A 24,715-nucleotide genomic window follows, 5' to 3' on the forward strand; every position below is an offset into this window, starting at 1 on the left:
TGGTGGCCGGTCAGGGCGGTTTCAAGGCGCGCCGGACGTGGTGGCCTGGTGCGGTCGGCGATCGATGCAAGAGGTGGGTATCGGCCGGGCAATACTGGTATCGATTGCCCGGTGATGACAAGCTGCCGTTACGTAAACCATCTGTATTCGCTCGCCGCCTGATCTGTCGCCAGGGTTGTGATGACACCCGCTGACAGATTCCGATCTGCCCATGAATTCCGGAGGCGAGATGCTGGGCATTGGCGATATTGATGCCTGATGACCTCAATATTTGAAGTATTGTCCATCCGATCATCAGCATCCCGACCCGTTAAACTACGACTCGTCCAGATTGTCGTGATCTGATAATTCTTGCTGTGCCATCAGTCTGCGGGTGGGCCCGGCAGGACTCGTCGGGCATGGCGCCGCTTTGCGCGGCGTGTCGGGAGGGTTGTCGGGAGGGTGAGGCAGTCGCGCCCTCTCGCATTTTGGAGGAAGGCATGCGTTCTGAAGCATTGGGACTTCTGGTCGGGGCGACACTCGCAATCGTAGCGACCAGCGGGCCGGTTTCGGCCCAGCAACTTGACCGCTCCGTGTCGGACGACGGACTTGGCCTGCAGGCTTCAGCGGCCGGAGGCGTCTCCGGCACCATGGTCACGGCCTTCGCGGGTACCGGCATCGCGCTGCCGGACGCGGATGTCGCGGCGGAGTCGGCGGCGGAGGTATGGGCGCTTTGGGCGCTTGAGCCGAAGACGGCGCCGCTCGGGCGGGAATCGATCATCGGCGCCGACAATCGCGTCCTCATCAGAAATACGAGACAGTTCCCATATCGGGCGATGGTGCTGATAACGTTCGAGAGTTCGCGCTGCACCGGATGGATGATCGGCGCCGACACGGTGGCGACGGCCGGTCACTGCGTGCATTCCGGCGGCTCGTCGGGGCGCTGGTACCAGCGCAGCACCTACCGAATCTATCCCGGCCGCAACGGCAATGCGAGCCCGTACGGCTCCTGCACGGCCAAGCGGCTCTATTCGGTCAACGGCTGGACGAGGAACGGGGCCGACGATTTCGACTATGGTGCCATCAAGCTCAACTGCACGGTCGGCAACACCGTCGGCTGGCTGGGCTTCTTCTGGCAGACGGCAACGCTCACCGGTCTGCCGACCATCATCTCCGGCTATCCGGGCGACAAGCCGCTGACCCAGTGGCGCAGCACCGACAAGGTGCGGGTGACGCAGCAGCGGCGGGTATTCTATAGGAACGATACGGTCGGCGGGATGAGCGGCTCGGCCGTCTATTACAATCGCTCCGGCTGCGGCAACTGCGCGATGGCGATCCACGCCTACGGCGTCTACGGCAGCCCGCCGTTCAGCAACAACAATCACGGCACCCGCATCACCAAGGCGGTGTACGACAATCTGGTGACGTGGCGCAACGCTCCCTGATTACTGTCTGACTCAGGTGCGGCCGGGGAGCGCCCCCGGCCGCTGCGATCGCGCGGCGTGGCGGTCACCGATCACCATCGGCGAGGGTATCGCGGGTTGATCAAGCCGGATCAGTGGCTAGAGTGTCCCGGTTGACGTCGACTTCAGGGGATTCAGGTCCCTCTGCGGCCAGACGGGGAGAACGCCGATGCCGGGTTCGCGATGGCTCGTCCTGCTCGCCGCAACCTGCCTTGCTGCAACCTGCCTCGGTGGGGCGATCACGGCGACGGCCCAGAGCCTCAGCCGTTCGGTATCCGACGACGGGCTGCCGCGAGTGCTGGCCTATCCGCAATCGGGCCGGATGCTGCCAAGCCATCCCGGCACAGGTCGGCCGGCCGCCGCCACCGGTGGCGCGGGGCAGGCGGAGTTCGGTGCGAGGGCAGAGACCGCGCAGGAGGTGTGGGCGCTGTGGGCGCTGCAGGGCGTCGAGCCGCCGGTCGGGCGTCAGTCGATCATCGGTCCCGACGAGCGTATCCGCGTGCGCGAGACGACGGCGTTTCCATTCCGTGCGACTGTGCTGATCACGTTCGGCGCCGGCCGCTGCTCGGGCTGGCTGATCTCACCGGATACGGTCGTCACGTCGGGCCATTGCGTGCATTCCGGCGGACCCTGGGGAGATTGGTACGACAGGAACTCTTACATGATCTATCCGGGCCGGGACGGGCCGCGCGCGCCGTTCGGCTCGTGCTCGGCGCGGAGGCTCTTCTCGGTGGTGGGCTGGACCGAACGGGGCCGCGACGATTTCGATTACGGTGCCATCAAGCTCAACTGCACGATCGGTTTCAGCACGGGCTGGTTCGGTCTGTTCACTGCATCCGGCTCGCTTCAGGGGGTGCCAACCCGGATCGCCGGCTATCCGGGCGACAAGCCGTTGACCTTGTGGCGCAGCAGCGGCCGGGTGACGGTCTCGCAGCCGCGGCGGGTGTTCTACCGCAACGATACCGTTGGCGGCATGAGCGGTTCGCCCGTCTATTACCAGCGTGCGGGCTGCGGCTTCTGCGCCATGGCCGTGCATGGCTACGGCATCTATGGGCGGCCGCCTTTCAGCACCAACAACCACGGCACCAGGATCACCGCGCAGGTGTTCCGCAATCTCGATGCCTGGCGTCTGAATCCGTAATCGGCGGCGCTTGTGGACGTCCGACTTGTCCGACGGGCAGGCTCGGATAGGATCGAGCTGCCGTGCGACCGGCCCTTGGTCCGGCAGGGCGATTGGGCCGCGCCGGCGGGGCAGAGGAGCGCAAGCAGATGACGTCGGCCATTCGTGCGATCTGGCTGGTGGCGTTGATCCTGATTGCGATGCCGTCTGCCTGTGCGATGTGGAACGAAGATGCGCCGGTTTCCGACGATCATGCGGGCGCGCCCGCCGGCATGCGGCAGGGCGCGACGGGGATGGTCGTCGATGCCGCCGGCAAGCCGGTCGCCGGCGCGATGATCGCCGTGCGATCGCTCGACATGCCGGCGCGCCCGGTCCCGGAGATTGCGGTTCTGTCCGGCGAGGACGGCCGCTACGCGTGGCCGCTGCCGGCGGGGCGCTATCAGTTCGCCGCGCTGGTTGGCGGCCGTACCGGCCCCGCCGTTGCGGTCAGGGTTCCCGATGGCGGCATTGTCCGGGTCACGCTCACCGCCCCATAGCACCAACCGCCAGCACGTTCGACCCCGGCACGTTCGACCCCGGCACGTTCGACCATGGTTCCGCAAGCCGCGTCAGCGTCCATCGCCGATCGGGGAAGGTCGTGCCGGCCCTGCCAATGGGCACCGGTTCTCTTGCGCTCGCTGCGAGGGTTCGACCGGGACGACGGCAGGTGGCAGGGATGGTCACCACACATATGGCCCCATCCCTCGGATCCCCAGCCGTCAGCGGTAGATCAGCGTCGGCAGCCACATCGACAGGCCCGGGATCAGCGTCACCAGCAGCAGCACGGTGACGAGCGGCACCAGGAACGGCGCGGTGGCGACGACGCAGCGCTCGAACGGCAGCTTGGCGACGCGGGACAGCACGTAGAGCACCATGCCGATCGGTGGCGTCAGCAGCCCGATCATCAGATTCAGCACCATGATGACGCCGAAATGTACCGGATCGACACCGACCTTGACGACGACCGGTAGAAGCACCGGCACCAGGATGGTGATCGCCGCCACCGTCTCCAGGAAGCAGCCGACCACGAGCAGGATCAGGTTGATCAGCAAGAGGACGATGATCGGATTGTCCGAGATGGTCAGGATCAGCGCCGCGAACTGCTCGGTGACCCGCGTCGAGGTGAGGATCCAGGCAAAGATCGAGGCGCCGCCGACGATGAACAGCACCACCGCCGTGGTCTCGATGGTGTCGAAGGAAACCCGCAGGAACCGCCGCCAGGTCAGTGTCCGGTAGATCACGAGGCCGAGGAACAGCGCCCAGAAGCAGGCTGCGATTGCCGCCTCGGTCGGCGTGAACAGGCCGAACAGGATACCCCCGACGATGATCACCGGCGTGAGCAGCGACAGGAAGGCGCGCGCGAAGGACTGGCCGAGCACCGAGATGCGGAAGGCCTGGTCACGCGGATAATTCCGGATGCGCGCGTAGATGAACACCATCACCATCAGCGCCAGCGCCATCAAGAGCCCCGGGATGAAGCCCGCCGCGAACAGCTGGCCGATCGAGGCGCCGGCCATGACGCCGTAGATCACCATCGGCAGCGACGGGGGAATGATCGGCCCGATGGTCGAGGAGGCGGCGGTGACGCCGACTGCGAAGCCCGGGTCGTACTTGGCGTCGCGCATGGCCTTGATCTCGATCGAGCCGAGACCGCCGGCGTCGGCGACCGCGGCGCCCGACATGCCGGCGAAGATGACCGAGGCGCCGATGTTGACGTGGGCAAGCCCGCCGCGCATCCAGCCGACCAGCGCCTTGGCGAATTCGAAGATGCGCTCGGTGATCCCCGCCGTGTTCATCAGGTTGCCGGCGAGAATGAAGAAGGGGATTGCCAGCAGCGGAAAGGAGTCGACGCCGTTGATGACGCGATGCATCACCACAACGTCCGGGACGCGACCCGACAGCAGGATGTAGACGGCCGACGAGCCGATCAGCGCCACCGCCACGGGGAAGCCCAGCAGGATCATGCCGAGCAGCAGGACGAAAAGAAGGGTGAGCAGCATCGGCTATTCCATGCTCGGGGCGGTTTCGGCGGGCCTGTCGGGATCGATCAGGCGGCTGGTGCCGGTACTCACGTGGCGCCAAAGCGTGATCAGTGCATAGACCGTCATCGCCATGAAGCAGACTGCCACGATCCAGTAGACGAACGCCTTGGGAATATCGATCGAGACCATGAGTCCGTTGGTCCGCTGCGCAAGTCTGGCAGTGATCCATGCCATGTAGGCGTAGAAGCCGCAGCAGACGGCATCGACCGTATACTGCAGGATCTTGCGGACCGGGCGCGGCATCCAGCGGTAGAACACCTCGACGGCGATGTGACTGTCTTTGCGGGTCGCCATCACGCAGCCGATGAAGGTGACGCCGATCAGCAGATAGCGGGCGATCTCCTCTGTCCACCCGAGCGAGCTGTTCAGCACGTAGCGCGTGAAGAACTGGAGAAACACCACGAATGCCAGTATCCAGAACACGACGAGGACGATGCTGTCGTCCCATCGCAGGTCGGACAGGTCGATCTCCTCGTCGTCCGGGTCGGCAAGGTCCGGGCGCGGGTCAAGCGTTGCCATGACGGGTTGCGTCCGATCGTCGGGGATGGGGAGGCGGCCGACCGGCGGCCGCCTCGTAACGGATTCGGTCTACTGGATCGCCTGAAGGCGATCGTAGATCGCCTTGTCCCAGGTGGCGTCGGGGCCGTTGTGCGCCGGGATCACCGCTTCGCGGAACGGCGTGCGATCGACCTCGATGACGGTCTTGCCCTGGGCGCGGAACCAGTCGGCCAGCTCCTTCTCCTTCTTGATGATGTCGTCGGTCGCCTTGGCGGCTGCCTCCTTCAGCACCTCGACCAGGGTGTTGCGGTCGGCCTCGTCCATCGAATCCCAGGTCGGGCCGCCGATGATGGTCAGAAGCGCGTCAGTGATGTGGCCGGTCAGGACGATGTAATCCTGGACCTCGTAGAACTTCTTGGCCTCGATGGTCGGCAGCGGGTTCTCCTGCGCATCGACCACGCCCTGCTGCAGGGCCAGATAAACCTCGGCAAAGGCGATCGGCGTCGGGTTGGCGCCCACGGCCTTCGGGAACATCATGTAGATCGGCGCGTCGGGTACCCGGATCTTGAGATCCTTCATGTCGGCCGGGCTGTTGATCTCCTTGTTGGAGGTCACATGCCGCTCGCCGTAGTAGGTCATCGCCACGACATGGTTGCCGGTCGCATCCTTGTAGCCCTGCGCGAGCTCGTCGAACAGGTCGGAGTTGCAGAAGGCGTTCCAGTGGTCGAAATCCCGGAACATGTAGGGCGCGCCGCCGATGGCGAGCGGACCGTAGGAGCGGCCGGCGAAAAGCTGGCCAGTGTAGATGATGTCGACGGTACCGAGGCCGAGCCCCTCGTTGATGTCGGATTCCTTGCCGAGCGAGGAGGCCGGGAACACCTCGATCGTATAGCGCCCGTCGGTACGCTTGTTGAACTCGTCCGCCGCCCACACCGCCCAGGTGTGATAGGGCTCGGAGGTCTCGTAGACGTGCGCCCACTTGAGCGCCGTCTGTGCCATCGCGCCGCCGACCGCGAGGGTCAGGATCGCGGCGGAGGACACGAGTCCGGTCAGAAGTCTGCGAGCGAAAGCTCCTTGCATGCGCTGTCTCCCTCAGTGCCGTGAGCGGTTTTGGTAATGTGTATACGTGGTCCACAAGGATGGTGCGATCCGGCCGATCGCGCAAGCCAATTTGTACGATGAAAGATCGCCGGCAGCTGGCCGCGTGCCGGCGGCCGCGGCGCCCGCCCGAATCGGATCGCGAACCGGTCTCAGGGACGCCGGCGGCGGATGGTCAGGGCGGCGAGCGCGAGCAGCAGCCAGCCGATGATCGTCAGTGTTCCGCCGGCCGGCGCCGCCATCGGGGCGAGCCTCAGTCCGTAGAGCCCGCGCAGGGCAAGATCGACCGAGAACAGCAAGACGCCGATCGCGATTGCTGCACCCGCCAGGCCGACCAGCCGGGGCGCGGGAGACAGGGACAGCGATAGCGCCACCAGGGCAGCGAGGGCGCCCGCATGCATGATCAGGAACGGTCCGACGACATCCAGATGGGCAATGCCGCCATGCGCACCGGCTGCGGCGCCGGCGACGCCGGCGGCGCCGAACAGTCCTGCCAGGACAAGGCCGATCTGCTCACCAGGTCGCATGTCGACTCTCCGCGCCTCGGGTGATCGCGTTCGCAGGGCAGCTGGCCGGGCGCAAGCCGCCACGATGCCGCAGCCGCCACAGCGTGACGGACAGCCAGGTTCCGGAATGCAGCATACACAGCAGAGGTCTTTCCACGGGGATGGTTGTCACGTTACAGTCACATGACAGTAGGATGACGCTGCGGCGCACGCGTCGGAACAGCCCAGAACAACCAGGGGAGACTAGCATAATGGCTGGCATGACAAGGATGATGACGACGACACGCAACCGGGCGCTCCGCGTCGGGGCAGGCCTCGTTCTGGCGGCGCTGGTGGCGGCCCTGCCGGGCACCGCGGATGCCGGCAAGATCACCGTGTACACCTCCTACGAGGAAGACGAGCTCGCCTCGTTCCTCGAAGCGATGAAGAAGGACGTGCCGGACGTCGAGGTGGATGTGTTGCGCCTGTCGACCGGCGATCTCAAGGCCCGCATCCTCGCCGAGGCGAGCAATCCCAAGCATGACGTCATCTGGGGCTGGGCGGCGACCTCGATGGTCGATCCGCGCATCCTGGCGATGATCGAACCATACACCCCGGCCGGCATCGAGAAGGTGCCGGAGCGGTTCCGCGACAAGGATGGCCGCTGGTTCGCGACCACCGGCTACATGGGTGCATTCTGCGTCAACAACGAGATCATGGCCAAGGAAGGACTGCCGATGCCGTCCTCCTGGCAGGATCTGATCAAGCCCGAATACAAGGGCAAGCTGGTGATGCCGAATCCGGCAAGCTCGGGTACCGGCTACCTGCACATCGCCTCGATCCTGCAGATGATGGGCGAGGAGAAGGGGTGGGCCTATCTCGACGAGCTCGACAAGAACATCGACCAGTACATCAAGAGCGGGTCGAAGCCCTGCAACGTCGCCAGCGCCGGCGAATTTGCCATCGGCCTGTCCTTCGCGCTCAGGGCGATCAAGAACATCGACGAGGGCTATCCGATCACCATGGTGATCCCCTCCGAAGGGGCCGGCCACGAGCTCGAGGCGAACGCTCTGATGGCCTCGTCACAGAACAAGGAAGACGCGAAGAAGTTCCTCGACTGGACTCTCTCCAAGAGTGCCGAGGAGCAGTACAACAAGTGGAAGTCGATCGTCACGATGCAGGGCCGGACCATGCCCGAGAAATTCAAGAAGGCCGGTCTTCCTGACGATATCTCGACAGTGCTGTTCGAGATGGACTACGCTTGGGCGGCGGCAAACCAGGAGCGCATCGTCGCCGAGTGGCAGAGGCGCTACGAGAAATAGCGGGGCAAGGGGGGTGGCGCCGCCGCTCCCCGCCGCGTCCTGCATCCGGGCCGCCGCGATGTTCCTCAGCCTTCGTGGCGTCACCAAGCGCTTTGGCGAGGTGACCGCCGTCGACACTGTCGATCTCGACATCGCCGAGGGGGAGTTCGTCTGCTTCCTCGGTCCCTCGGGCTGCGGCAAGACCACGCTGCTGCGCCTCGTCGCCGGTTTGGAGCACCTGACATCCGGCGAGATCCTGCTCGGCGGCACCGATCTGGCGGCGCTGCCAGCGCGCAAGCGCAATTTCGGCGTCGTCTTCCAGTCCTATTCGCTGTTCCCGAACATGACGGTGGCGCGCAACGTCGCCTATGGCCTGGAATGCCGGAAGTGGCCGCGCGACCAGATCGACGCCCGGGTGCGCGAGATGCTCGACCTCGTCCATCTGGGCGTCCACCGCGACAAGTATCCGCACGAACTGTCCGGCGGCATGCAGCAGCGCGTCGCGCTCGCCCGGGCGCTGGCCCCGCGCCCGGCCGTGCTGCTGCTCGACGAGCCGCTGTCGGCGCTCGACGCCAAGGTGCGCGAATCGCTGCGCGGCGAAATCCGCGACCTCCAGAAGAGTCTCGGCATCACCACCATCATGGTCACCCATGACCAGGACGAGGCGATGGAAATGGCCGACCGGATCGTGGTGATGAACCGTGGCCGGATCGAGCAGGTCGGTGCCGCAGACACGCTCTACTGGGCGCCGCAGACACGATTTGTCGGCGAGTTCATCGGCCGCATCAACATCATCGAGGCGCCGGCGCTGCGCGCCGCGGCGCCGGACACGACGGAGGAGGTGCTGGCGATCCGTCCCGAACACATCGTGGTCCTGGCCGACGGCGAGGACGGTCGGGGCATCGAGGCGACGGTGCGCAAGGTGGCGTTTCTCGGCAACACGCGCCGGGTCAGCGTCGAGGCGGGCGGGCAGTTGCTCGAGGTGGAGCTGCACGGCGGCAAGGGGACGGTTCGACCCGGCGATAGGCTTCGCCTCGTCCTCCCGGCCGACCGCATCCGCCGGCTGGCGGATACCCGTCCATGAGTTGGACCGGCACCGCGGCCGGCGCGGTGCGCGCCCGGCTTGCGTCCGGCTGGGACATCGACCGGGTGTTCGGCCTCGCGGTCGTCGCCGTGTCCGGCATCCTGCTGGTCACCTTCGTGCTGTGGCCGATCTGGGCGATCCTGCGGTTCTCGTTCGTCACGCCGGACGGCATCGGCCTCGACAATTACCTGCGCTACTTCTCCAATGCGCGCTTCGTCGGCGTCGTCGGCAACACCTTCACGGTCGGCATCTCGGTGACGGTGGCGACGCTCGTGCTCGCCTACGGCTTCGCCTATGCGATCGAACGGACCTGCATGCCGCTGAAGCCCGTGCTCCGGTTGATCGCGCTCACGCCGATCTTCTCGCCATCGCTGGTCCAGGCACTCGGGTTGCAGTTCCTGCTCGGCCGCAACGGCCTCGTCAACCGCGCCTTCGGCACCTCGATCGACATCTATGGCTTCTGGGGCATCTTCATCGCCGACCTCGCCTATGCCTTTCCGCACGCCTTCCTGATCCTGTCCACGGCGCTGAAGGTGGCGGATGCGCGGCCCTACGAATCGGCGACCTCGCTCGGCGCGGGACCCTGGCGCGTCTTCCGGACGGTGACGCTGCCCGCCACGCGCTACGGCCTGGCGTCCGCCGCTTTCGTGGTGTTCACCATCGTCATCACCGACTTCGGCAACGCGGTGGTAATCGGCGGGAACTATTCGGTGCTGGCCGTCGAGATCTACAACCAGGTCTCCGGCCAGGCCAACTTCGCCATGGGAGCGGTCGTCGGCGTTCTCCTGCTCTTGCCTGCCGCGCTGGCCGTCGTTGCGGAGAAATGGATCGCGCGTCGACAGTTCGCGGCGGTCACCGCGCAGTCGGTACCGCTGGTACCGCAGCCGCAGCGGCTGCGCGACGCGCTGTGGTTCGTCTATGCGCTTGTCGTCGCGCTGGCGATCCTGTCGCTGGTGGCGATTGTCGTCTATGCCAGCTTCGTCCGGCTTTGGCCCTACAATCTCGCGTTCACGCTGCGCCACTATGCATTCGACGTCCAGAACGGCATCGCGCCGCTATGGACCAGCATCAAGGTTGCGCTCGTCACGGCCGTCATGGGCATGGTACTGGTGACGGTGGCGGCCTATGCCAACCACCAGTATCACAATCGGGCGACGCGGCTGTTGTACTTCCTGGCGATCCTGCCGGCGGCGGTGCCTGGCATGGTGCTCGGGCTCGGCTACATCCTCGCCTTCAATACGCCCGGCCATCCCGTCTACCTCATCTACGACACGATCTGGATCATCGCGCTCTGCAATCTCTACCACTACCACGCCCAAGGCTTCCTGCTGGCGACGACCAGCATGAAGCAGATCAGCACGACCTTCGACGAAGCCTCGGCGACGCTGGGCGCGACCCGCATCACCACGCTGACGCGCGTCGTGCTGCCACTGATCTGGCCGAGCGTGATGAGCGTCGGGGTGTTCTTCTTCATGCGTTCGATGGTGACGCTGTCGGCGGTCATCTTCCTGATCACGCCGGCAACCCAGCTCGCCGCCGTCTCGGTCCTCTACCTGGATGATCGAGGCGCGGTAAACCAGGCAGCGGCGTTCGCCGTCTGCATCATCGCGACCGTGATCGGCTTCCTAATCGTTGCGCAGCTTTTGCTGCGGCTTCTGGGCGTCAGGGGGGTGAGCCTGATCCGGTAGCCTCAGAGGGGTCATGTAACGGCAATGATCGCCGCCAGCGCGGCGCATTCGGCGGCGATGCCGGCGGCACCCAGCACGTCACCGGTCTGGCCGCCGATCTGGCGGCGCGCAAGCATCGCAACGGCGGCCGCTGCGAGGGCGGCGGCGAGGACTGCCGCGACGGCGGTCCAGGCCGGGAGCAGAAGCAGGGCCGCCAGCGCGCCGAGCGCCAGCGCCTCGCAGGCGGCGCGGTCGGGCGGCGTGCCGACGCGGGCCGACAGGCCGCCGGGACGGGCATTCGGCAGACGCCACATCAGCGTGACCATGGCTGCCCGCGACAGCGCCGCCGAGGCGACGAGCGCCGCGCCCACAGACAGCGGTGTCGCGAGATCGGTGACGGCGCCGAACCGGATCGCAAAGGCGACGATCAGCGCCAGGACGCCGAAGCTGCCGATACGGCTGTCGCGCATGATCGCGAGCTTGCGGTCGCGGTCCGCACCGCCGCCGAAGCCGTCGGCGGTATCGGCGAGCCCGTCCTCGTGCAGGCCGCCGGTCGCCAGCAGCATCGTGCCAAAGGCGAGTGCGGCGGCGACGAGAGCCGGCAGACCGATCCACCAGGACAGTCCATAGACGGCACCACCGACCATCCCGACGATGATTCCCGCGAGCGGGTAGGCCCAGGTGGCGCGGGCCGGATCGAGGCCGGCGGCATTGCCCGTGCTGATCGGCAGACGTGTCAGCAGGCCGATGGCTGTCACGATGTCGTCGGCGCGCCGGTGCACCGGTTTCATTCCTTTCCGTCGACACCGGCTTCGGCGAAGGTCGCCATGCCGGCGTGGCAGGCAACCGCCGCGCGCAGGATCGGCACCGCAGCGGCGGCTCCGGAGGCTTCGCCGAGCCGCATGCCAAGATCGAGCAGCGGCTCCTTGCCGAGCGCTGCGGCGAGCTTGCGGTGGCCCGCCTCGGCCGAGGCGTGGGCGATCACCGCATGGTCGAGACCGCCCGGGGCGAGGCGGGCGAGCGGGGCGGCGGCGGCCGTCGAGACGAAGCCGTCGAGCAGCACCGGGACGCCGGCATGGCGGGCGGCGAGCACCGCGCCGAGGATCGCGGCGAGCTCGCGACCGCCAAGCGCGGCGGCGGCGGCGAGCGGGTCGGACAGCGCCGCGGCATGGCGCGCGAGCCCGGCGTCCACCGTCGCGCGCTTGCGGGCGAGACCCGCGTCGTCGACGCCGGTGCCGCGGCCGGCCCAGTGTTCACCGTCACCGCCGAACAGCGCGGCGGCGAGCGCCGCGGCGGTGGTTGTGTTGCCTATCCCCATCTCGCCGACGCAGAGCAGGTCGATGTCTGCGGATACGGCGCCGTAGCCGGTCGCGACCGCAGCGAGAAACTCCGCTTCGGTCATGGCGGGCGCCTCGGTGAAATCGGCGGTGGGCGCGTCGAGGTCGAGCGCCGTGACGCGCAATTCGGCGCCCGCAGCGGCGCAGAGCTGGTTGATGGCGGCGCCACCGGCGGCGAAATTCGCCACCATCTGCGCGGTGACGCTCGCCGGGAAGGCCGATACGCCACGTCGGGTGATGCCATGATTGCCGGCGAAGACGAGCACCAGCACCCGCTCGAGTCGTGGGACGGGGCGCCGCTGCCACTCGGCGAGCCATTCGGCAAGCCATTCGAGGCGACCGAGGCTGCCTGGCGGCTTGGTCAGTACGGCCTGGCGGGCGCGTGCCGCGGCGCCAGCGCCCTTGTCGGGGGCGGGCAGGTTCGCGCACGCGGAACGCAGGGCATCGAGCGAAGCGAATCGGTCGGTCATCGGGATGGCTTCTCGTCAGAGGGAACGGGGCCGCGGCGGTGCAGGGTCTGTGACCGCGGCGATGGCGTGGAAGAAGGTGCCGGACACCAGCCCGCGCCGACCGCCTGCCATTCCGAGCGGTCGGCCCTGTCCGTCGGCGAGGCGGACGAGAGGATCGTCGGTGCCCGGATCGGTCAGCGTCGTGTAGTGGAATTCGTGGCCGCGCACGAGGCTGCCGGCGGGTCCGATCGGGCAGTCGCCGATCAGCTCCGCCTCGCGGTAGCCGAGGTTCATCCTGCGGCGGGCAAAGCTGGTCGAATGGCCGAGCAGGCCGGCCATCTCGTGGCACCGTCCAGCCGCATCCTCGAGCCCCGCGCCGAGCACCATGTAGCCACCGCACTCGCCGTGGACCGGGCGGGTCTCGGAAAAGCGCCGCAGCCCCTCGCGGAACCGGCGCGCCGCCGCCAGCGCGCCGGCGTGCAGCTCCGGATACCCGCCAGGAAGCCAGCAGACGTCGCAGTCCTCGGGCGGCGGCACGTCGGCGAGCGGCGAGAACGGGATGATCTCGGCGCCATGGCGTCGCCAGCCCTCGATCAGGTGCGGATAGGTGAAGGTGAAGGCGGCATCGCGCGCAAGTGCGATCCGCTGTCCCGGCGGCGGCAGGGCAGCGGGCGCTGCGGCGGGCGCCGTGAGCGGGGTGGCGAGCCCGGCGATCAAGTCGAGGTCGAGCGAGTCCTCGGCCATGTCCGCGAGGCGTTCGAGCAGCGTGTCGAGATCGCCGTGCTCCATCGCCTGCACCAGGCCGAGATGGCGCTCGGGCAGGGTGATCGCCGGTTGGCGCAGCATCGCCCCGGCGACTGGCATGCCGATCTCGTGCATCGCGCCGACCACCTGCTCGCGGTGGCGTTCGCTCCCGACCCGATTGAGAACGACCGCGCAGATCTTGACGTCGGGGTCGTGAGCGGCAAATCCACGGGCGATCGCTGCCGCCGACTGCGACTGGCCACTGACATCGATGACCAGCAGCACCGGCAGCGACAGCCGTGCCGCCAGATCGGCGCCAGCCCCGCGCCGACCCCTTGCCAGCGCCAGACCATCGAACAGGCCCATGGAGGATTCCACGATGACGATGTCGGCGCCCGTCGCCGCCTCGGCGACGAGACCCTCGATCAGCGCAGGGGGCATCGCCCAGCTGTCGAGGTTCGGGCTCGGCCGGCCGGTCGCCGCGGTGTGGAAGGCAGGGTCGATGTAGTCTGGGCCCGACTTGGCGGCCGAGACTCTGAATCCGCGTCGGCGCAGCGCCACGATCAGCCCCAGCGTCACGGTGGTCTTGCCGGAGCCTGACCGCGGCGCCGCGATCATCAGGCCGCGCGCGGTCACGGAACCGGCTCCATCAGCGTCCGGGCGAGACCGGCGAGCTGTTCGCGCAGGGCGACGATGCCGCCGATTGCGACGATCGCCGGCGGCGACAGCCTGGCCTGATCCGCCTCCGCGGCGATCCGCTCCAGCGTCGAGACCAGTACCTGCTCCTCGGGCAAGGTGGCGGAAACGACAATCGCCGCCGGCGTGTCGGCGGCAAGCCCGCCTGCCATGAGCGCGCCGGCGATGCGGCGGAGGTTCTTCATCGCCATGTAGAGGATCACCGGAAAGCCGGTGCGGGCGACCGCGGCCCAGTCGATGTCACCGGCGGAGTCCGCGGCGTGGCCGGTCGCGAGGATCACTGCCTGGTTGACACCACGGTGCGTTGCCGGGATCGAGGCAAGCGCGAGGCCGGCAAGCCCCGACGTGACGCCGGGAACGATCCGGAACGGAATGCCTTCGCGCGCCAGTGTCAGGGCCTCTTCGCCGCCGCGTCCGAACACGAAGGGATCGCCGCCCTTCAGCCGCAGCACGCGCCGGCCGGCGCGGGCAAGCTCGACCAGCCGGCGCGAGATGTCGGCCTGGGTGGCCGACGGCCTGCCGCCGCGCTTGCCGGCGAATTCGAGCACGGCTGCCTCGTCCTTGAGCGCGAGCACGCGCGGATCGACGAGCGCGTCATGGACGATGACGTCGGCCTGGGCGAGGCCGGCAATGGCGCCGAGCGTCAGATGCGCCGGATCGCCCGGCCCGGCGCCAGCCAGCCAGACGTGACCGGGCACGAGCCGCGGCACCGGACCCATCAGGCGGCGGAGGGCGTCGATCGTCTTCATCGCTCGGTCCGGCCCCGGAATCGGCGCTGGTAGCCGGCGTCGTAGAGCGCACTGTCGCGGAAATCGTCTGTCGCGAGCACGCTGCCGACGAGAATCAGCGCGGTGCGTTCGATCGGCGCGGCGGCGACCGCTGCGACGATCGTCGCCAGCGTCCCGGCGACGATCCGCTCGTCGGGCCAGCTGGCGCGGTACACGATCGCCACCGGGCAGTCCGGCCCGTAATGGGGCAGAAGCTCGGCGACCACCCGGTCGAGCGCATGGATCGACAGATGGATCGCCAGCGTCGCGCCGGTGCGGGCGAAGGCATCGAGCCTCTCGCCCGGCGGCATCGCCGACGCACGGCCGGAGGTGCGGGTCAGCACCACCGACTGGCCGACCTCGGGCAGCGTCAGCTCGCGGCCGAGCGCGGCGGCGGCTGCGGCGAAGGCGGGCACCCCGGGCGTGACCGTGTAGGGAATGCCGAGCGCCTCCAGCCGGCGTACCTGTTCGCCGAGCGCGCTCCACACCGAGAGGTCGCCGGAATGCAGCCGTGCGACGTCCTGACCTGCCGAATGGGCGCGCTCGAACTCGGCGACGATCTCATCGAGGCTCATCGGTGCGGTATCAACGATCCGGGCGCCCGGCGGGCAATGGCCAAGGATCGCGGGGTTCACCAGCGAGCCGGCGTACAGGCAGACCGGGCAGCGGGCGATCAGATCGCGCCCGCGCAGGGTGATCAGATCGGGCGCGCCGGGACCCGCGCCGATGAAGTGCACCGTCATCGCGGCCTCCGTTCTGCGAGCGCGCAGGTGGCCGCGGCGCTCTTGATGCGCGCCAGTACCAGCCGGCCCCCGGGTCCGGCGGCGGCAAGCGCGGCCGCTTCCGCAATCGAGGCTTGGCCTGTGGCGGCGAGGGCCGATGCCGAGCGGGTCGGACAGTCCGCCTGCACCGCCGTGAGCCGGTCGTCGCCGACATGGAACAGCGGCAGCGCGAGAATGTCGGCAGCCGCGCGGAGGCCAGGCTCGTCGCGCTTGAAGGAAGGGGCGGCGAGTGCCGTCAGCCGGCAGTGGGCCGCGCCGGCCTCTTCCATGGCGCGGCGCACCAGCGCGACGATCTCGTCGGCGGTACATCCCCGGCGGCATCCGATACCGGCCACGATCATGGCTTGCGCGCCGCCCATTGCGTCACCGTCATCGCCGGCCGGAAGCCCTGGCGCCCGCCGATTCGCTCGAGTCGCTCCACTGACAGTCGGGTGAGCGTCCCGCCGCATCTGCCGTGCGCCTCGATCAGCCGTGCCTCGGTCTCCAGCGTCACGGAATTGACCACGATGCGTCCGCCGCGTCGCAGCGCCCGCCAGGCCGCCTCGATCACGCCGTCCGCCTGTCCGCCGCCGCCGATGAATACGGCATCCGGTTCCGGCAGTCCGGCAAAGGCGCCGGGCGCTTCGCCGGTGACCACCTCGAGCCGTGGCACGCCGAGACTCGCTGCATTGCGGGCAGCACGGGCAGCGCGATCCGCATCGCGCTCGATGGCGATGGCCCGGTTGGCCGGATGCCGGACAAGCCATTCAATCGACACCGAGCCGGACCCCGCACCCACGTCCCACAGGCATTGGCCGGCCATCGGCATCAGCGCGGACAGCGTCACGGCCCGGATCTCCCGTTTGGTCAGCTGCCCGTCCGACTCGAAGAAGTCGTCGGGAAGGCCGCCCGACAGCGGCATGACGCGCGCGTCGGGACCGGCAACGACCTCGAGCGCCACGAGGTTGAGCGGGTCGATGTCGGCGAGGTCGAAGCCGGCCGCCGTCGTCCCACGCAGCCGCTCGCGCGGGCCGGCGAGCGCCTCCATCACGTGGACCAGCGAGCCGCCGAAACCGTATCGGGCAAGGAGCCGGGCGACTGCCGCCGGTGTGGAGGCATCGGCCGAGAGCACGAGCAGCCGACGGTCCGGCTGCAGGTGCGGCAGGATCGCCTCGACGGGCCGGCCGCAGCATGACAGGGTGGCGACCTCCTCCAGCGGCCAGCCGAGCCGCGCGGCGGCGAGAGAGAATGCCGAGGGAGCCGGGATGGCGATGGTCTCGTCGGCGGCAACATGCCGCGCCAGCGCACCGCCGATGCCGAAGCAATAGGGATCGCCGGAGGCGAGGATCGTCACCGGGGTGCCGCGCAGCCCGGCGATTGCGGCAAAGGCGTCGGAGATCGGGCTCGGCCAGGCCCGAGCCTCGCCGCTGATCAGCGATCCGGCGAGCTTCAGGTGGCGGGCTCCGCCATAGACGATCCGGGCATTTGCCACCAATGCGCGGGCGGCGGGGCCGAGGGCCTCGACACCATCCTCTCCGATCCCCACGATGGCGAGCCAGCGGCCGGGAGAGGTCCCGCCGCTCACGACAGGGCTCCCGCATGACGATGCATCGGCTGAAGGTCCTCATTCTGGGCGGTACCAGCGAGGCGAGCGCGCTGGCGCGCCGTCTCGCCGGAGATGTCCGCTTCGAGACAGTGCTGTCGCTCGCCGGCGTGACGAAGGCGCCGGCCGCCCAGCCCGTCCCGGTGCGCCGCGGCGGTTTCGGCGGCGCCGGGGGCTTGGCCGATCACCTGCGTCAGGCAGGCTTCGGGGCGCTGGTCGATGCGACCCATCCGTTCGCGGACCGGATAAGCGCCAACGCGGCCGAGGCCGCCCGCATCGCCGGCGTGCCGCTCCTGGCCGTCCGGCGCCCGGCCTGGCAGCCGCAGGCCGGCGACCGATGGTGCGAGGTCGCCGACATGACGGCGGCGGCCGCCGCCCTCGGCATCGCCCCGAAGCGGGTGCTGCTGACGGTCGGGCGGCAGGATCTGGCCGCGTTCCTGACCGCTCCGCAGCACCGCTATGTGGTGCGCAGTGTCGATCCTCCCGCCGCGGAGCTCCTGCCCCCCGATGCCGAGGTGATCACCGCGCGCGGGCCGTTCGACGAGGCCGGCGAGCGCGCGCTGATGACGGCACACGGCATCGAGGTGCTGGTCACGAAGAACTCCGGGGGCGCGGCGACCCGTGCCAAGCTCGGCGCCGCGCGGGCGCTCGGCATCCCGGTGGTGATCGTCGCGCGGCCGCCGGAACCTCCGGTCGAGACCGTCATCGGCGCAGACGAGGCGTATGCCTGGCTCGAACGACGTCATGGCGAGTCCTGCGGGGCGCTGCGCGGCGTATAGACCCAGGGTTGCCCGGACGGGCGTGCAACGAGCCGGGTCGCCGACGAGCCGATCAGCACCAGTGTGCGCATGTCGGCGCGTGCGGGATCGGCGGCCCGCAGATCGGCGATCTCGATCGTCTCGTCGGGTCGACTGACGGCAGTGGCGAAGATCACCGGCGTGGCCGGCGGGCGGTGCGCGCGGGCGAGGTCGAGGGCTGCACCGAGCTGCCACGGGCGCGCCTTCGAGACCGGATTGTAGAGGGCGATCACGAAGTCGGCGGCAAGCGCCGCCTCGAGCCGGCGGACGACCGTCTCCCAGGGTTTGAGGTTGTCGGATAGCGAGATCACGCAGAAATCGTGGCCGAGCGGCGCGCCGAGCCGGGCAGCGGCGGCAAGCATCGCGGAGATGCCCGGAACAACGATCACATCGACATCGCGCCAGACCGGATCGCCGGTCTCGATCGCCTCGAATACGGCGGCAGCCATGGCGAAGACACCCGGATCGCCCGAGGAGACAATCGCCACCTCGCGGCCGGCTGCTGCAAGTTCGAGGGCATGGCGGGCGCGGGCGATCTCCTCGCGGTTGTCCGAGGCATGGCGCTGCTGGCGGGGACGCAGCGGAACGCGGGCGAGATAGGTGGTATAACCGAGGACGTCGCTCGCCCGCGCGAGTTCGGCGTTGGCCTGCGGAGTCAGCATCTCGCCCGCACCCGGCCCGAGCCCGACGATGGCAAGCCGGCCGGTCACACCGTCCTCCGTCGCGTCGGCACCAGGACGAGCGAAAAATAGGCGCCGGAATCGCCGGCTTCGGCGAGCGGCAGGATGCGTTCCTCGGCCATCGTGCCGCGTTCGACGAAGACGGCTTCGTCGAGCCGCCCGGCGGCGGCGAGCGCGGCGCGGATCTTCGGCAGGTGGCGACCGGCCTTCATCACCACGGCGGCGTCGGCGAGGGCCAGCCGTTCGGCGAGACGGGCAGCCTCCAACGTCCCCGGGACGACCGCCAGCACGTCGTCGCCGCGGGTCATCGGCCGACCCAGGCGGCTCCAGCAGCCGGACATCGCCGTGATCCCGGGCACCACCTCGGTCCGGTAACGCCCCGCCAACCGGTCGTGCAGATACATGTAGGAGCCGTAGAACAGCGGATCGCCCTCGCACAGCACGGCGACATCTGCGCCGGCATCGAGACGGGCGGCGACTTGCCCCGCAGCCTCGTCGTAGAAGGCCGCCATGCGCGGATGATAGTCCGGATCGGAGACCTTCACCTCGACCGTGAACGGGTATTCGAGCCGCAGCTGTTCCGCATTCCCGAGGAGGCCATCGACGATGGTGCGGGCATTGCCGGCCTGGCCGCGCTTGGCGAAATAGGCGATCGCGCCGGCCATGCGCAGGATGCGGGCCGCCTTCAAGGTCAGCAGCTCCGGATCGCCGGGACCGACGCCGACGCCATAGAGGGTTCCGGTCATTCGGCCTCGCTGGCAAGCGCGTTGACGGCGGCGACCGCCATGGCGCTGCCGCCGCGCCGCCCGTGCAGGGTGAGGAATGGCAGGCGGCCGTCCCCGGCGAGCGCCTGCTTGGACTCGGCCGCGCCGACGAAACCGACCGGCAGGCCGATCACGGCGGCGGGCAACGGCGCGCCGGCGTCGATCATCTCGAGCAGATGGAACAGCGCGGTCGGGGCGTTGCCGATGGCGACAACCGCCCCCGCCATCCGGTCGCCCCACAGATGCATGGCCGCGGCGGTGCGGGTGTTGCCGATCCGTGCGGCGATGCCGGGGACGGCCGGATCGGACAGCGTGCAGACCACCTCGTTGCCAGCGGGCAGGCGGGCGAGCGTGATGCCGTTGGCGACCATCTTCGAGTCGCACAGGATGGGCTTGCCGGCGAGCAGGGCGGCGCGGGCCTTCGTCGCGAAGTCCGGCGAGAACACCAGATCGCGGCCGATCTCGACCATGCCGCAGGCATGGATGATCCGCACCGCGATCCGGGCCTCGTCCGGCGCGAGGTGGTCGAGGTCCGCCTCCGCCCGGATTGTGGCGAAGGAACGCCGGTATATCTCCGCCCCGTCGCGGATGTAGTCGTAGCGGCCGGTCATCGGCTGGCAGTCTCCGAACGCGATGAGACGGGCCAGGGGCCCTTCTCGAAGGGATATCCGGGCAGAGCGCGGCGCGGATCGGCGCCATCGACGATCAACCCGAGGCGGATCGCCGTCTCCGCCACGGCGCCGGCATCGCGCACGGAAATGCCAGGCAGCGCCAGCGCACGCCAGGGGGTCGTGCGCAGCGTCGCATCGCCGAAGCGGTCGGCAAGGTCGGCGAGCACGCGCAGGGCGGCCGCCTCGAGCCGCCCACGCGGCACACCGACGACGAAGACGCCGGTCTCGCCGCAGCGCAGGTAGCCGACGGGGCTGTTCGTCTCCGGCGCGGCGTACATGGGCTTGGGAGATGCCGCCGCGACGACGGAGCCAGATGCCCGGAACCCGTCCGGATGCGACGTCGAGGAGGCTGCAGCCCTTGCAGACGAGGCCGCGGTCGAGGTCGTTATCGCGTCGCCACCTGTGCCGCCGCTTGCCGCCTCATTCTCGCCAGGCCCGGACTTGAGCCGGAAATCTTCGGCGACTCCGGCGGCGGCGAGGACCGCATCCTCGCCGACCGCGGCCACCAGGTCGCGCATCCTGAAGGGCGCCACCTCCGCAGGGCCGGCGAGGGCGAGGAAGGCACGGGCCAGACGGCGGGCAAGCGCGGGGGCATCCGCGGCTGCGGCCGTGAGCCGGACCGAGCCGCCGTCGAGCGTCAGGTCAAGTTCGTCGCCGAGCGCGCGGAGCATGATGTCGGTCGTTGCGTCCGGTATCGGCAGCGCGACACCGCAATCGACGAGGAAGCCGAACTTCGGCGGCAGCGCCCGCAGGCGCGGATCTTCTGCGAGAAGCGCCTCGATCCCGCGCGCGATGGCGTGGGAATCGACGGCAGCGCCCGGATCGTCGGGGCCGAGCGGATCGCACGTCACATTGCGGACGGTCTCGACGGCGTCGTCCGCGGCAGCAAGGCCGTGGGCGCGGGTCATCGCTGCGAAGTCCGCCACGGATGCGGTGCGCAGCCCGCGAAACTGCAGGTTCGACCGACTGGTCAGGTCGATCAGTCCGTTGCCGCAGTCTGCCGCGGCATCGGCCAGCGCTCTCGCGGCATCGGCGGGAAGGGTCGCGGCTGGCGGCTTGACGCGCACCAGCAGCCCGTCGCGGGCGGCCATCGGCGTCGCGATGCTCGGGCACCAGCCGTAGCGTTGCGCGGTCACGATGCCCTCCGGTCGAGGATTGCGGCCACCGTGTTGCGGCGGGGACGCCACAGGCCGCGGCGGATCGCCTCGTCGAAGCGATCGGCCATCGCCGACCGTGCGGCCGGATTGGCATCGCTGAGGAAGCGATCGACGGTCTCATCGCCGAGCGTGGCGTCGAAGAGCAGATCGAACTGCCGGTCGAGCCGCTCGGGCAGGGTGGCGGCGAAGCCGTAGAGTCCCTCGAGACCGCGCGCGATCTCGGCGGCGCCGCGATAGCCGTGGCGCATCATGCCGGCGATCCAGGCCGGATTGGCCGCTCTTCCCCGCACGACACGCCGCACCTCCTCGGCAACGGTTCGCGTTCTCGGCGCCTCGGGCCTCGAGGTATCGGCATGATACAGTGCCGGGGCATTGCCGAGGCTGCCGGCGGCCGCCGCGAAGCCCCCCTCGTGGGCGGCGAAATCGACCGTGTCGAGCAGGTCGATCTCGGCGTGATCCTGCTGATGCACGAAGGCATCGGCAACGCGGACGCGCTCGGCGAAGCCCTCGTCGTCACGGGTACCGTCGAGGCCCTGGCCGTAGGCATGGGCAGAGGCGGCGAGATAGGCGCGGCCGAGATCGTCGCGGCTGTCCCAGGCGCCGGCCTCGACGAGATGGGTGACGCCGGCGCCGTAGCCACCGGGCGCGGCGCCGAAGATGCGCGTCGTGGCCCTCCTGAAGGCCGCGCCGGACGTTCCGCGCGCCGAGGCGGCGAGCGGGTTCCACTCCGCCTCGTCGGACCGTTCCGCGATCGCCCGCACCACCGCGTCGAACAGGGCGATCTGCGTCTCGAAGGCATCGCGGAACAGGCCGGAGATGCGCAGCGTCACATCGACGCGGGGCCGGTCGAGCAGGGCGAGCGGCAGGATCTCGAAACCGGAAACGCGGTTCGAGCCTTCGTCCCAGATCGGCCGGGCGCCCATCAGCACCAGCGCCAGTGCCAGATCCTCGCCGCCGGTGCGCATCGTGGCCGAGCCCCACAGGTCGATGACCAGGCTGCGCGGCCAGTCGCCGTGATCCTGCATGTGGCGACGCACCAGATCTTCCGCCGCCTTCTCCGCCAGCATCATCGCCGAGCGGGTCGGCACCGCGCGCGGATCGACGGTGTATAGGTTGCGTCCGGTGGGCAACACATCGGCGCGGCCGCGCGTCGGCGCACCGGCCGGACCGGGTGCGACGAAGCGGCCATCGAGCGCGGCCAGCAACGCCGCGCGCTCCGCATCGGCGGATGCGTCGAGACGGCCTGCCAGCTCAGCGTGCGCAATGCCGGGCGACGCGGCCGTCAGCGCCTGATGCAGGGCGGCGCGGCAGTGTCTGTCCGGCGCACGGCCGAACACGTGCAGTCCGTCGCGGATCTGCAGATCCTTCACGTCGCACAGATAGGCATCGAGCCGGGCGAGGCGGTCGTCATCACTCGTCGCTGCCGAGGCGCCACTTTCGGCAAGAAGCCCGGCATCCTCGGCGCGGTCGAGGATCGTTCGCCGGAGGATCTGCGTGCGGCGGCGGTCGAGGCCGTCGGCGGCGGCGTATTCGTCGATCAGCCGCTCCAGCTCGGCGGCTGCGCCATGGCTGCCGGCAGCCTTCAGCGGTGGCGTGAGATGGCCGATGGTCACCGCGCCGAGGCGGCGCTTGGCGGCGGCGGCTTCGCCGGGATTGTTGACGATGAAGGGATAAATGACCGGCAGCCCGCCGATCAGCGCCGCCGTCGCGCAGGATTTCGACAACGCCACCGCCTTGCCCGGCAGCCATTCGAGCGTGCCATGGGTGCCGAGATGGATCATCGCGTCGATACCGGCGACCTCGCGCAGCCAGAGATAGAAGGCGACAAACACATGGCGCGGCGGCAGGTCGGGGTCGTGGTAGTCGGCCTTGCGGTCGAGGGCGTTGCCGCGATCGGGCTGGATGGCGAGGATGATGTTGCCGCACCGGACGACGCGGTGGGCGAACACCCGGCCGGCTCCCAGCTTGCCCGCCACTGCCGCCTCATCTCGGGCAGCCGCAGGCTGATCCGGGATCTGGGTGGCTGCACCGGTCAGCACATCCCCGATCCCGGTTCTCGACTCACGCTCCGGCCAGGATGACGCCTCACGGACGGGAGCAGGAACGACGGCGGGGTCCTCCCGAGGTTCGCCCCACGCTGCGAGAATCTGCGTCCGTGTCGCCTCCGGCAGCGTATCGAACAGGCGGCGATAGGCGTCGAGCGACAGGAACGGTGCCGGCTCGGCATCGCAGAGGGCGGCGACGATCTCGCGGCCGGTCGGCGCAACGGGGCCGGTGTCGTAGCCCTCCTTGCCCAGCAGGCGCACGATCTCGGCGGCGCTCTCGATGGCGTCGAGGCCGACGGCATGGGCCGCCTGACCGGCCGCGCCGGGATAGTCGGAGAGGATCAGCGCCAGCCGGCGGTCGCGGCGCGGCGTCGCGGCGAGCCGCGCCCAGCCCGCCGCGCGGGCGGCGGCAAGGGCGATGCCAGCCGGATCGGGACGGTGCACCGTACGGGCGTATTCCAGGCCGGGCACTTCGATCTCGTCGGCCTTGAAGGAGACCGCGGTGGCAAGCAGCCGGCCGTCGAGTTCCGGCAACACCACCTGCATGGCGAGATCGGCCTGGCCGAGACCGCGCGGCGAAGCCTCCCAGGCCTCGCGTGACGAGGTGGCGAGCACGACCTGCAGGACTGGCGCACCGGCGGCTTCGAGCGGCGAGGGCCCGTCGTCGAGGCGGGCGGAGAAGCCGGTGGCGTTGAGGACGACCGCCGGCCGCAAGTCGCGCAGCGTGTCGGCTACCCAGCGTGCCGTTTCAGGACCCTTCAGGCTCGTGACATGGAGCGCGCGCACGTCGAGCCCGCGCCGGTCCAGCTCGGCCGCGAGCGCGTCGACCGGCGCCAGATCGCCGGCAAGCAGCCAGGCACGGTAGAAGACGATCACGGCAAGCGGGCGGGTAGCGTCCTTGCCGGCACGCGGCGACAGGGTTCGGGGTACGTACTCCCCATGCAGGGCGACCGGTTGTGCCCGGACGCCATCGTCGTCACCGAGACCGGCAAGATGGCTGAGCAGCCGCAGGGCCGCGCGCATGTTGGCCGGGCCACCCTCCGCCAGCAGCGTGTCGAGGCGGCTGCGGATGGCCGGATCGACGGTCGAAAGGTCCCGGAGCCGTGCATCCTCGCGGCCGTCGCCGGGCATGAACACCACCGGGATGCCCCTGTCCCGGCAGGTCCGGGCGATCTCCTCGCAGCCATAGCGCCAGTAATCGAGGCCGCCGAGCAGCCGCACCGCCACGCAGCGCGCGGCGGCGACGACCTGCTCGACATAGAGATCGACCGACATCGGATGCCGCAGCCGGCCGATGTTGGCCAGTCTGAGCTGCGGCAGATCGCCGGCCGCCTGCCAGGCCGTGGCGGCGCTGCCGAGATCGGAATCAGAGAAGGACAGGAACACCAGCGGCGCAGGCGACTGGCCGAGATCGACCGCCGTCTCGACATCGTCGAGCGATCGTGTCTCCCGGACCAGGATGTGCATG

23 protein-coding genes are annotated in these 24,715 nt (G+C 69.3%); 7 read left to right on the top strand and 16 right to left on the bottom strand.

Features of this window, described 5'->3' with window-relative positions:
• Nucleotides 1–479 precede the first annotated feature (479 nt).
• The 3 genes from EDC22_RS02060 to EDC22_RS02070 all read left to right on the top strand — a co-directional run bounded on the left by EDC22_RS02060 (nt 480) and on the right by EDC22_RS02070 (nt 3,098).
• On the top strand, nt 480–1,424 hold the full coding sequence (locus tag EDC22_RS02060) for a trypsin-like serine peptidase (RefSeq protein ID WP_207903667.1): 945 nt from the start codon (nt 480–482) through the stop codon (nt 1,422–1,424).
• Nucleotides 1,425–1,611: 187 nt separating this feature from the next.
• Nucleotides 1,612–2,583 carry a trypsin-like peptidase domain-containing protein gene (locus tag EDC22_RS02065; RefSeq protein ID WP_132804929.1) on the top strand — a complete coding sequence of 324 codons (972 nt, stop codon included), beginning with the start codon at nt 1,612–1,614 and terminating at the stop codon, nt 2,581–2,583.
• A gap of 128 nt (nt 2,584–2,711) precedes the next feature.
• The gene (locus EDC22_RS02070) at nt 2,712–3,098 is read left to right on the top strand and encodes a carboxypeptidase-like regulatory domain-containing protein (protein ID WP_132804930.1); all 387 of its coding nucleotides are present in this window, start codon (nt 2,712–2,714) and stop codon (nt 3,096–3,098) included.
• Between the two features lie 222 nt (nt 3,099–3,320).
• On the opposite strand, the gene EDC22_RS02075 is transcribed toward EDC22_RS02070, so the two are convergent.
• From EDC22_RS02075 to EDC22_RS02090, 4 genes are all read right to left on the bottom strand, one after another.
• A complete protein-coding gene (locus tag EDC22_RS02075; protein ID WP_132804931.1) occupies nt 3,321–4,601 on the bottom strand; it encodes a TRAP transporter large permease in 1,281 nt (426 codons plus the stop codon).
• A gap of 3 nt (nt 4,602–4,604) precedes the next feature.
• Nucleotides 4,605–5,162 carry a TRAP transporter small permease gene (locus EDC22_RS02080; protein ID WP_132804932.1) on the bottom strand — a complete coding sequence of 186 codons (558 nt, stop codon included), beginning with the start codon at nt 5,160–5,162 and terminating at the stop codon, nt 4,605–4,607.
• Between the two features lie 69 nt (nt 5,163–5,231).
• Nucleotides 5,232–6,221, bottom strand: a complete 990-nt coding sequence (locus EDC22_RS02085; protein WP_132804933.1) for a sialic acid TRAP transporter substrate-binding protein SiaP — start codon at nt 6,219–6,221, stop codon at nt 5,232–5,234.
• Between the two features lie 170 nt (nt 6,222–6,391).
• Nucleotides 6,392–6,766 (bottom strand): DUF423 domain-containing protein, encoded by a 375-nt coding sequence (locus tag EDC22_RS02090; RefSeq protein WP_132804934.1) that lies wholly within the window; start codon nt 6,764–6,766, stop codon nt 6,392–6,394.
• 230 nt (nt 6,767–6,996) lie between these two features.
• Here EDC22_RS02090 and EDC22_RS02095 point away from each other — a divergent pair, with 230 nt between their 5' ends.
• The 3 genes from EDC22_RS02095 to EDC22_RS02105 are packed head-to-tail and all read left to right on the top strand — an operon-like array spanning nt 6,997 to nt 10,797.
• The gene (locus EDC22_RS02095) at nt 6,997–8,046 is read left to right on the top strand and encodes an ABC transporter substrate-binding protein (RefSeq protein ID WP_245499582.1); all 1,050 of its coding nucleotides are present in this window, start codon (nt 6,997–6,999) and stop codon (nt 8,044–8,046) included.
• Nucleotides 8,047–8,104: 58 nt separating this feature from the next.
• Nucleotides 8,105–9,109 carry an ABC transporter ATP-binding protein gene (locus EDC22_RS02100; RefSeq protein WP_132804935.1) on the top strand — a complete coding sequence of 335 codons (1,005 nt, stop codon included), beginning with the start codon at nt 8,105–8,107 and terminating at the stop codon, nt 9,107–9,109.
• Nucleotides 9,106–10,797 carry an ABC transporter permease subunit gene (locus tag EDC22_RS02105; protein WP_132804936.1) on the top strand — a complete coding sequence of 564 codons (1,692 nt, stop codon included), beginning with the start codon at nt 9,106–9,108 and terminating at the stop codon, nt 10,795–10,797. Before EDC22_RS02100 ends, EDC22_RS02105 begins: the two co-directional genes overlap by 4 nt.
• Nucleotides 10,798–10,808: 11 nt before the next feature.
• Here EDC22_RS02105 and cobS read toward each other — a convergent pair whose 3' ends face one another.
• Genes cobS through cbiE form a run of 7 tightly spaced genes read right to left on the bottom strand, consistent with a single transcriptional unit; the run spans nt 10,809 to nt 17,115 of the window.
• A complete protein-coding gene (gene cobS, locus EDC22_RS02110) occupies nt 10,809–11,567 on the bottom strand; it encodes an adenosylcobinamide-GDP ribazoletransferase (protein WP_132804937.1) in 759 nt (252 codons plus the stop codon).
• The gene (gene cobT, locus EDC22_RS02115) at nt 11,564–12,583 is read right to left on the bottom strand and encodes a nicotinate-nucleotide--dimethylbenzimidazole phosphoribosyltransferase (protein ID WP_132804938.1); all 1,020 of its coding nucleotides are present in this window, start codon (nt 12,581–12,583) and stop codon (nt 11,564–11,566) included. The genes cobS and cobT overlap by 4 nt, the downstream gene beginning before the upstream one ends.
• 15 nt (nt 12,584–12,598) lie before the next feature.
• The gene (locus EDC22_RS02120) at nt 12,599–13,942 is read right to left on the bottom strand and encodes a cobyrinic acid a,c-diamide synthase CobB (protein WP_132804939.1); all 1,344 of its coding nucleotides are present in this window, start codon (nt 13,940–13,942) and stop codon (nt 12,599–12,601) included.
• The gene (gene cobA / locus EDC22_RS02125) at nt 13,939–14,751 is read right to left on the bottom strand and encodes a uroporphyrinogen-III C-methyltransferase (RefSeq protein ID WP_132804940.1); all 813 of its coding nucleotides are present in this window, start codon (nt 14,749–14,751) and stop codon (nt 13,939–13,941) included. Before cobA ends, EDC22_RS02120 begins: the two co-directional genes overlap by 4 nt.
• The gene (gene cobM, locus EDC22_RS02130; RefSeq protein WP_132804941.1) at nt 14,748–15,512 is read right to left on the bottom strand and encodes a precorrin-4 C(11)-methyltransferase; all 765 of its coding nucleotides are present in this window, start codon (nt 15,510–15,512) and stop codon (nt 14,748–14,750) included. Before cobM ends, cobA begins: the two co-directional genes overlap by 4 nt.
• A complete protein-coding gene (locus EDC22_RS02135) occupies nt 15,509–15,910 on the bottom strand; it encodes a cobalamin biosynthesis protein (protein ID WP_132804942.1) in 402 nt (133 codons plus the stop codon). Before EDC22_RS02135 ends, cobM begins: the two co-directional genes overlap by 4 nt.
• Nucleotides 15,889–17,115, bottom strand: a complete 1,227-nt coding sequence (gene cbiE / locus EDC22_RS02140; protein ID WP_132804943.1) for a precorrin-6y C5,15-methyltransferase (decarboxylating) subunit CbiE — start codon at nt 17,113–17,115, stop codon at nt 15,889–15,891. Before cbiE ends, EDC22_RS02135 begins: the two co-directional genes overlap by 22 nt.
• A gap of 14 nt (nt 17,116–17,129) precedes the next feature.
• Between cbiE and EDC22_RS02145 the strand changes: the two genes are divergently transcribed.
• Nucleotides 17,130–17,912, top strand: a complete 783-nt coding sequence (locus tag EDC22_RS02145) for a cobalt-precorrin-6A reductase (protein ID WP_132804944.1) — start codon at nt 17,130–17,132, stop codon at nt 17,910–17,912.
• On the opposite strand, the gene cobJ is transcribed toward EDC22_RS02145, so the two are convergent.
• From cobJ to cobN, 5 genes are read right to left on the bottom strand one after another with little or no spacing between them, the layout of a single operon-like run.
• Nucleotides 17,876–18,640 (bottom strand): precorrin-3B C(17)-methyltransferase, encoded by a 765-nt coding sequence (gene cobJ / locus EDC22_RS02150; protein WP_132804945.1) that lies wholly within the window; start codon nt 18,638–18,640, stop codon nt 17,876–17,878. The two genes, EDC22_RS02145 and cobJ, sit on opposite strands and share 37 nt — an antisense overlap.
• Nucleotides 18,637–19,356 carry a precorrin-2 C(20)-methyltransferase gene (locus tag EDC22_RS02155; protein WP_132804946.1) on the bottom strand — a complete coding sequence of 240 codons (720 nt, stop codon included), beginning with the start codon at nt 19,354–19,356 and terminating at the stop codon, nt 18,637–18,639. The genes cobJ and EDC22_RS02155 overlap by 4 nt, the downstream gene beginning before the upstream one ends.
• Nucleotides 19,353–19,985: a precorrin-8X methylmutase gene (locus EDC22_RS02160; protein ID WP_132804947.1), complete on the bottom strand. Its 633-nt coding sequence runs from the start codon at nt 19,983–19,985 to the stop codon at nt 19,353–19,355. Before EDC22_RS02160 ends, EDC22_RS02155 begins: the two co-directional genes overlap by 4 nt.
• A complete protein-coding gene (locus EDC22_RS02165) occupies nt 19,982–21,181 on the bottom strand; it encodes a hypothetical protein (protein ID WP_132804948.1) in 1,200 nt (399 codons plus the stop codon). The genes EDC22_RS02160 and EDC22_RS02165 overlap by 4 nt, the downstream gene beginning before the upstream one ends.
• Complete coding sequence (cobN, locus tag EDC22_RS02170) at nt 21,178–24,714, bottom strand: cobaltochelatase subunit CobN (RefSeq protein WP_132804949.1); 3,537 nt, start codon at nt 24,712–24,714, stop codon at nt 21,178–21,180. Before cobN ends, EDC22_RS02165 begins: the two co-directional genes overlap by 4 nt.
• Between the last annotated feature and the right edge of the window lies 1 nt (nt 24,715).

Source organism: Tepidamorphus gemmatus (assembly GCF_004346195.1).
Lineage (GTDB): Bacteria > Pseudomonadota > Alphaproteobacteria > Rhizobiales > Tepidamorphaceae > Tepidamorphus > Tepidamorphus gemmatus.

Coding starts and splice junctions, on each gene's coding strand:
- EDC22_RS02060 (WP_207903667.1), top strand. CDS start 480: ATGCGTTCTGAAGCATTGGGACTTCTGGTCGGGGCGACACTCGCAATC.
- EDC22_RS02065 (WP_132804929.1), top strand. CDS start 1,612: ATGCCGGGTTCGCGATGGCTCGTCCTGCTCGCCGCAACCTGCCTTGCT.
- EDC22_RS02070 (WP_132804930.1), top strand. CDS start 2,712: ATGACGTCGGCCATTCGTGCGATCTGGCTGGTGGCGTTGATCCTGATT.
- EDC22_RS02075 (WP_132804931.1), bottom strand. CDS start 4,601: ATGCTGCTCACCCTTCTTTTCGTCCTGCTGCTCGGCATGATCCTGCTG.
- EDC22_RS02080 (WP_132804932.1), bottom strand. CDS start 5,162: ATGGCAACGCTTGACCCGCGCCCGGACCTTGCCGACCCGGACGACGAG.
- EDC22_RS02085 (WP_132804933.1), bottom strand. CDS start 6,221: ATGCAAGGAGCTTTCGCTCGCAGACTTCTGACCGGACTCGTGTCCTCC.
- EDC22_RS02090 (WP_132804934.1), bottom strand. CDS start 6,766: ATGCGACCTGGTGAGCAGATCGGCCTTGTCCTGGCAGGACTGTTCGGC.
- EDC22_RS02095 (WP_245499582.1), top strand. CDS start 6,997: ATGGCTGGCATGACAAGGATGATGACGACGACACGCAACCGGGCGCTC.
- EDC22_RS02100 (WP_132804935.1), top strand. CDS start 8,105: ATGTTCCTCAGCCTTCGTGGCGTCACCAAGCGCTTTGGCGAGGTGACC.
- EDC22_RS02105 (WP_132804936.1), top strand. CDS start 9,106: ATGAGTTGGACCGGCACCGCGGCCGGCGCGGTGCGCGCCCGGCTTGCG.
- cobS (WP_132804937.1), bottom strand. CDS start 11,567: ATGAAACCGGTGCACCGGCGCGCCGACGACATCGTGACAGCCATCGGC.
- cobT (WP_132804938.1), bottom strand. CDS start 12,583: ATGACCGACCGATTCGCTTCGCTCGATGCCCTGCGTTCCGCGTGCGCG.
- cobA (WP_132804940.1), bottom strand. CDS start 14,751: ATGAAGACGATCGACGCCCTCCGCCGCCTGATGGGTCCGGTGCCGCGG.
- cobM (WP_132804941.1), bottom strand. CDS start 15,512: ATGACGGTGCACTTCATCGGCGCGGGTCCCGGCGCGCCCGATCTGATC.
- EDC22_RS02135 (WP_132804942.1), bottom strand. CDS start 15,910: ATGGGCGGCGCGCAAGCCATGATCGTGGCCGGTATCGGATGCCGCCGG.
- EDC22_RS02145 (WP_132804944.1), top strand. CDS start 17,130: ATGACGATGCATCGGCTGAAGGTCCTCATTCTGGGCGGTACCAGCGAG.
- EDC22_RS02155 (WP_132804946.1), bottom strand. CDS start 19,356: ATGACCGGAACCCTCTATGGCGTCGGCGTCGGTCCCGGCGATCCGGAG.
- EDC22_RS02160 (WP_132804947.1), bottom strand. CDS start 19,985: ATGACCGGCCGCTACGACTACATCCGCGACGGGGCGGAGATATACCGG.
- cobN (WP_132804949.1), bottom strand. CDS start 24,714: ATGCACATCCTGGTCCGGGAGACACGATCGCTCGACGATGTCGAGACG.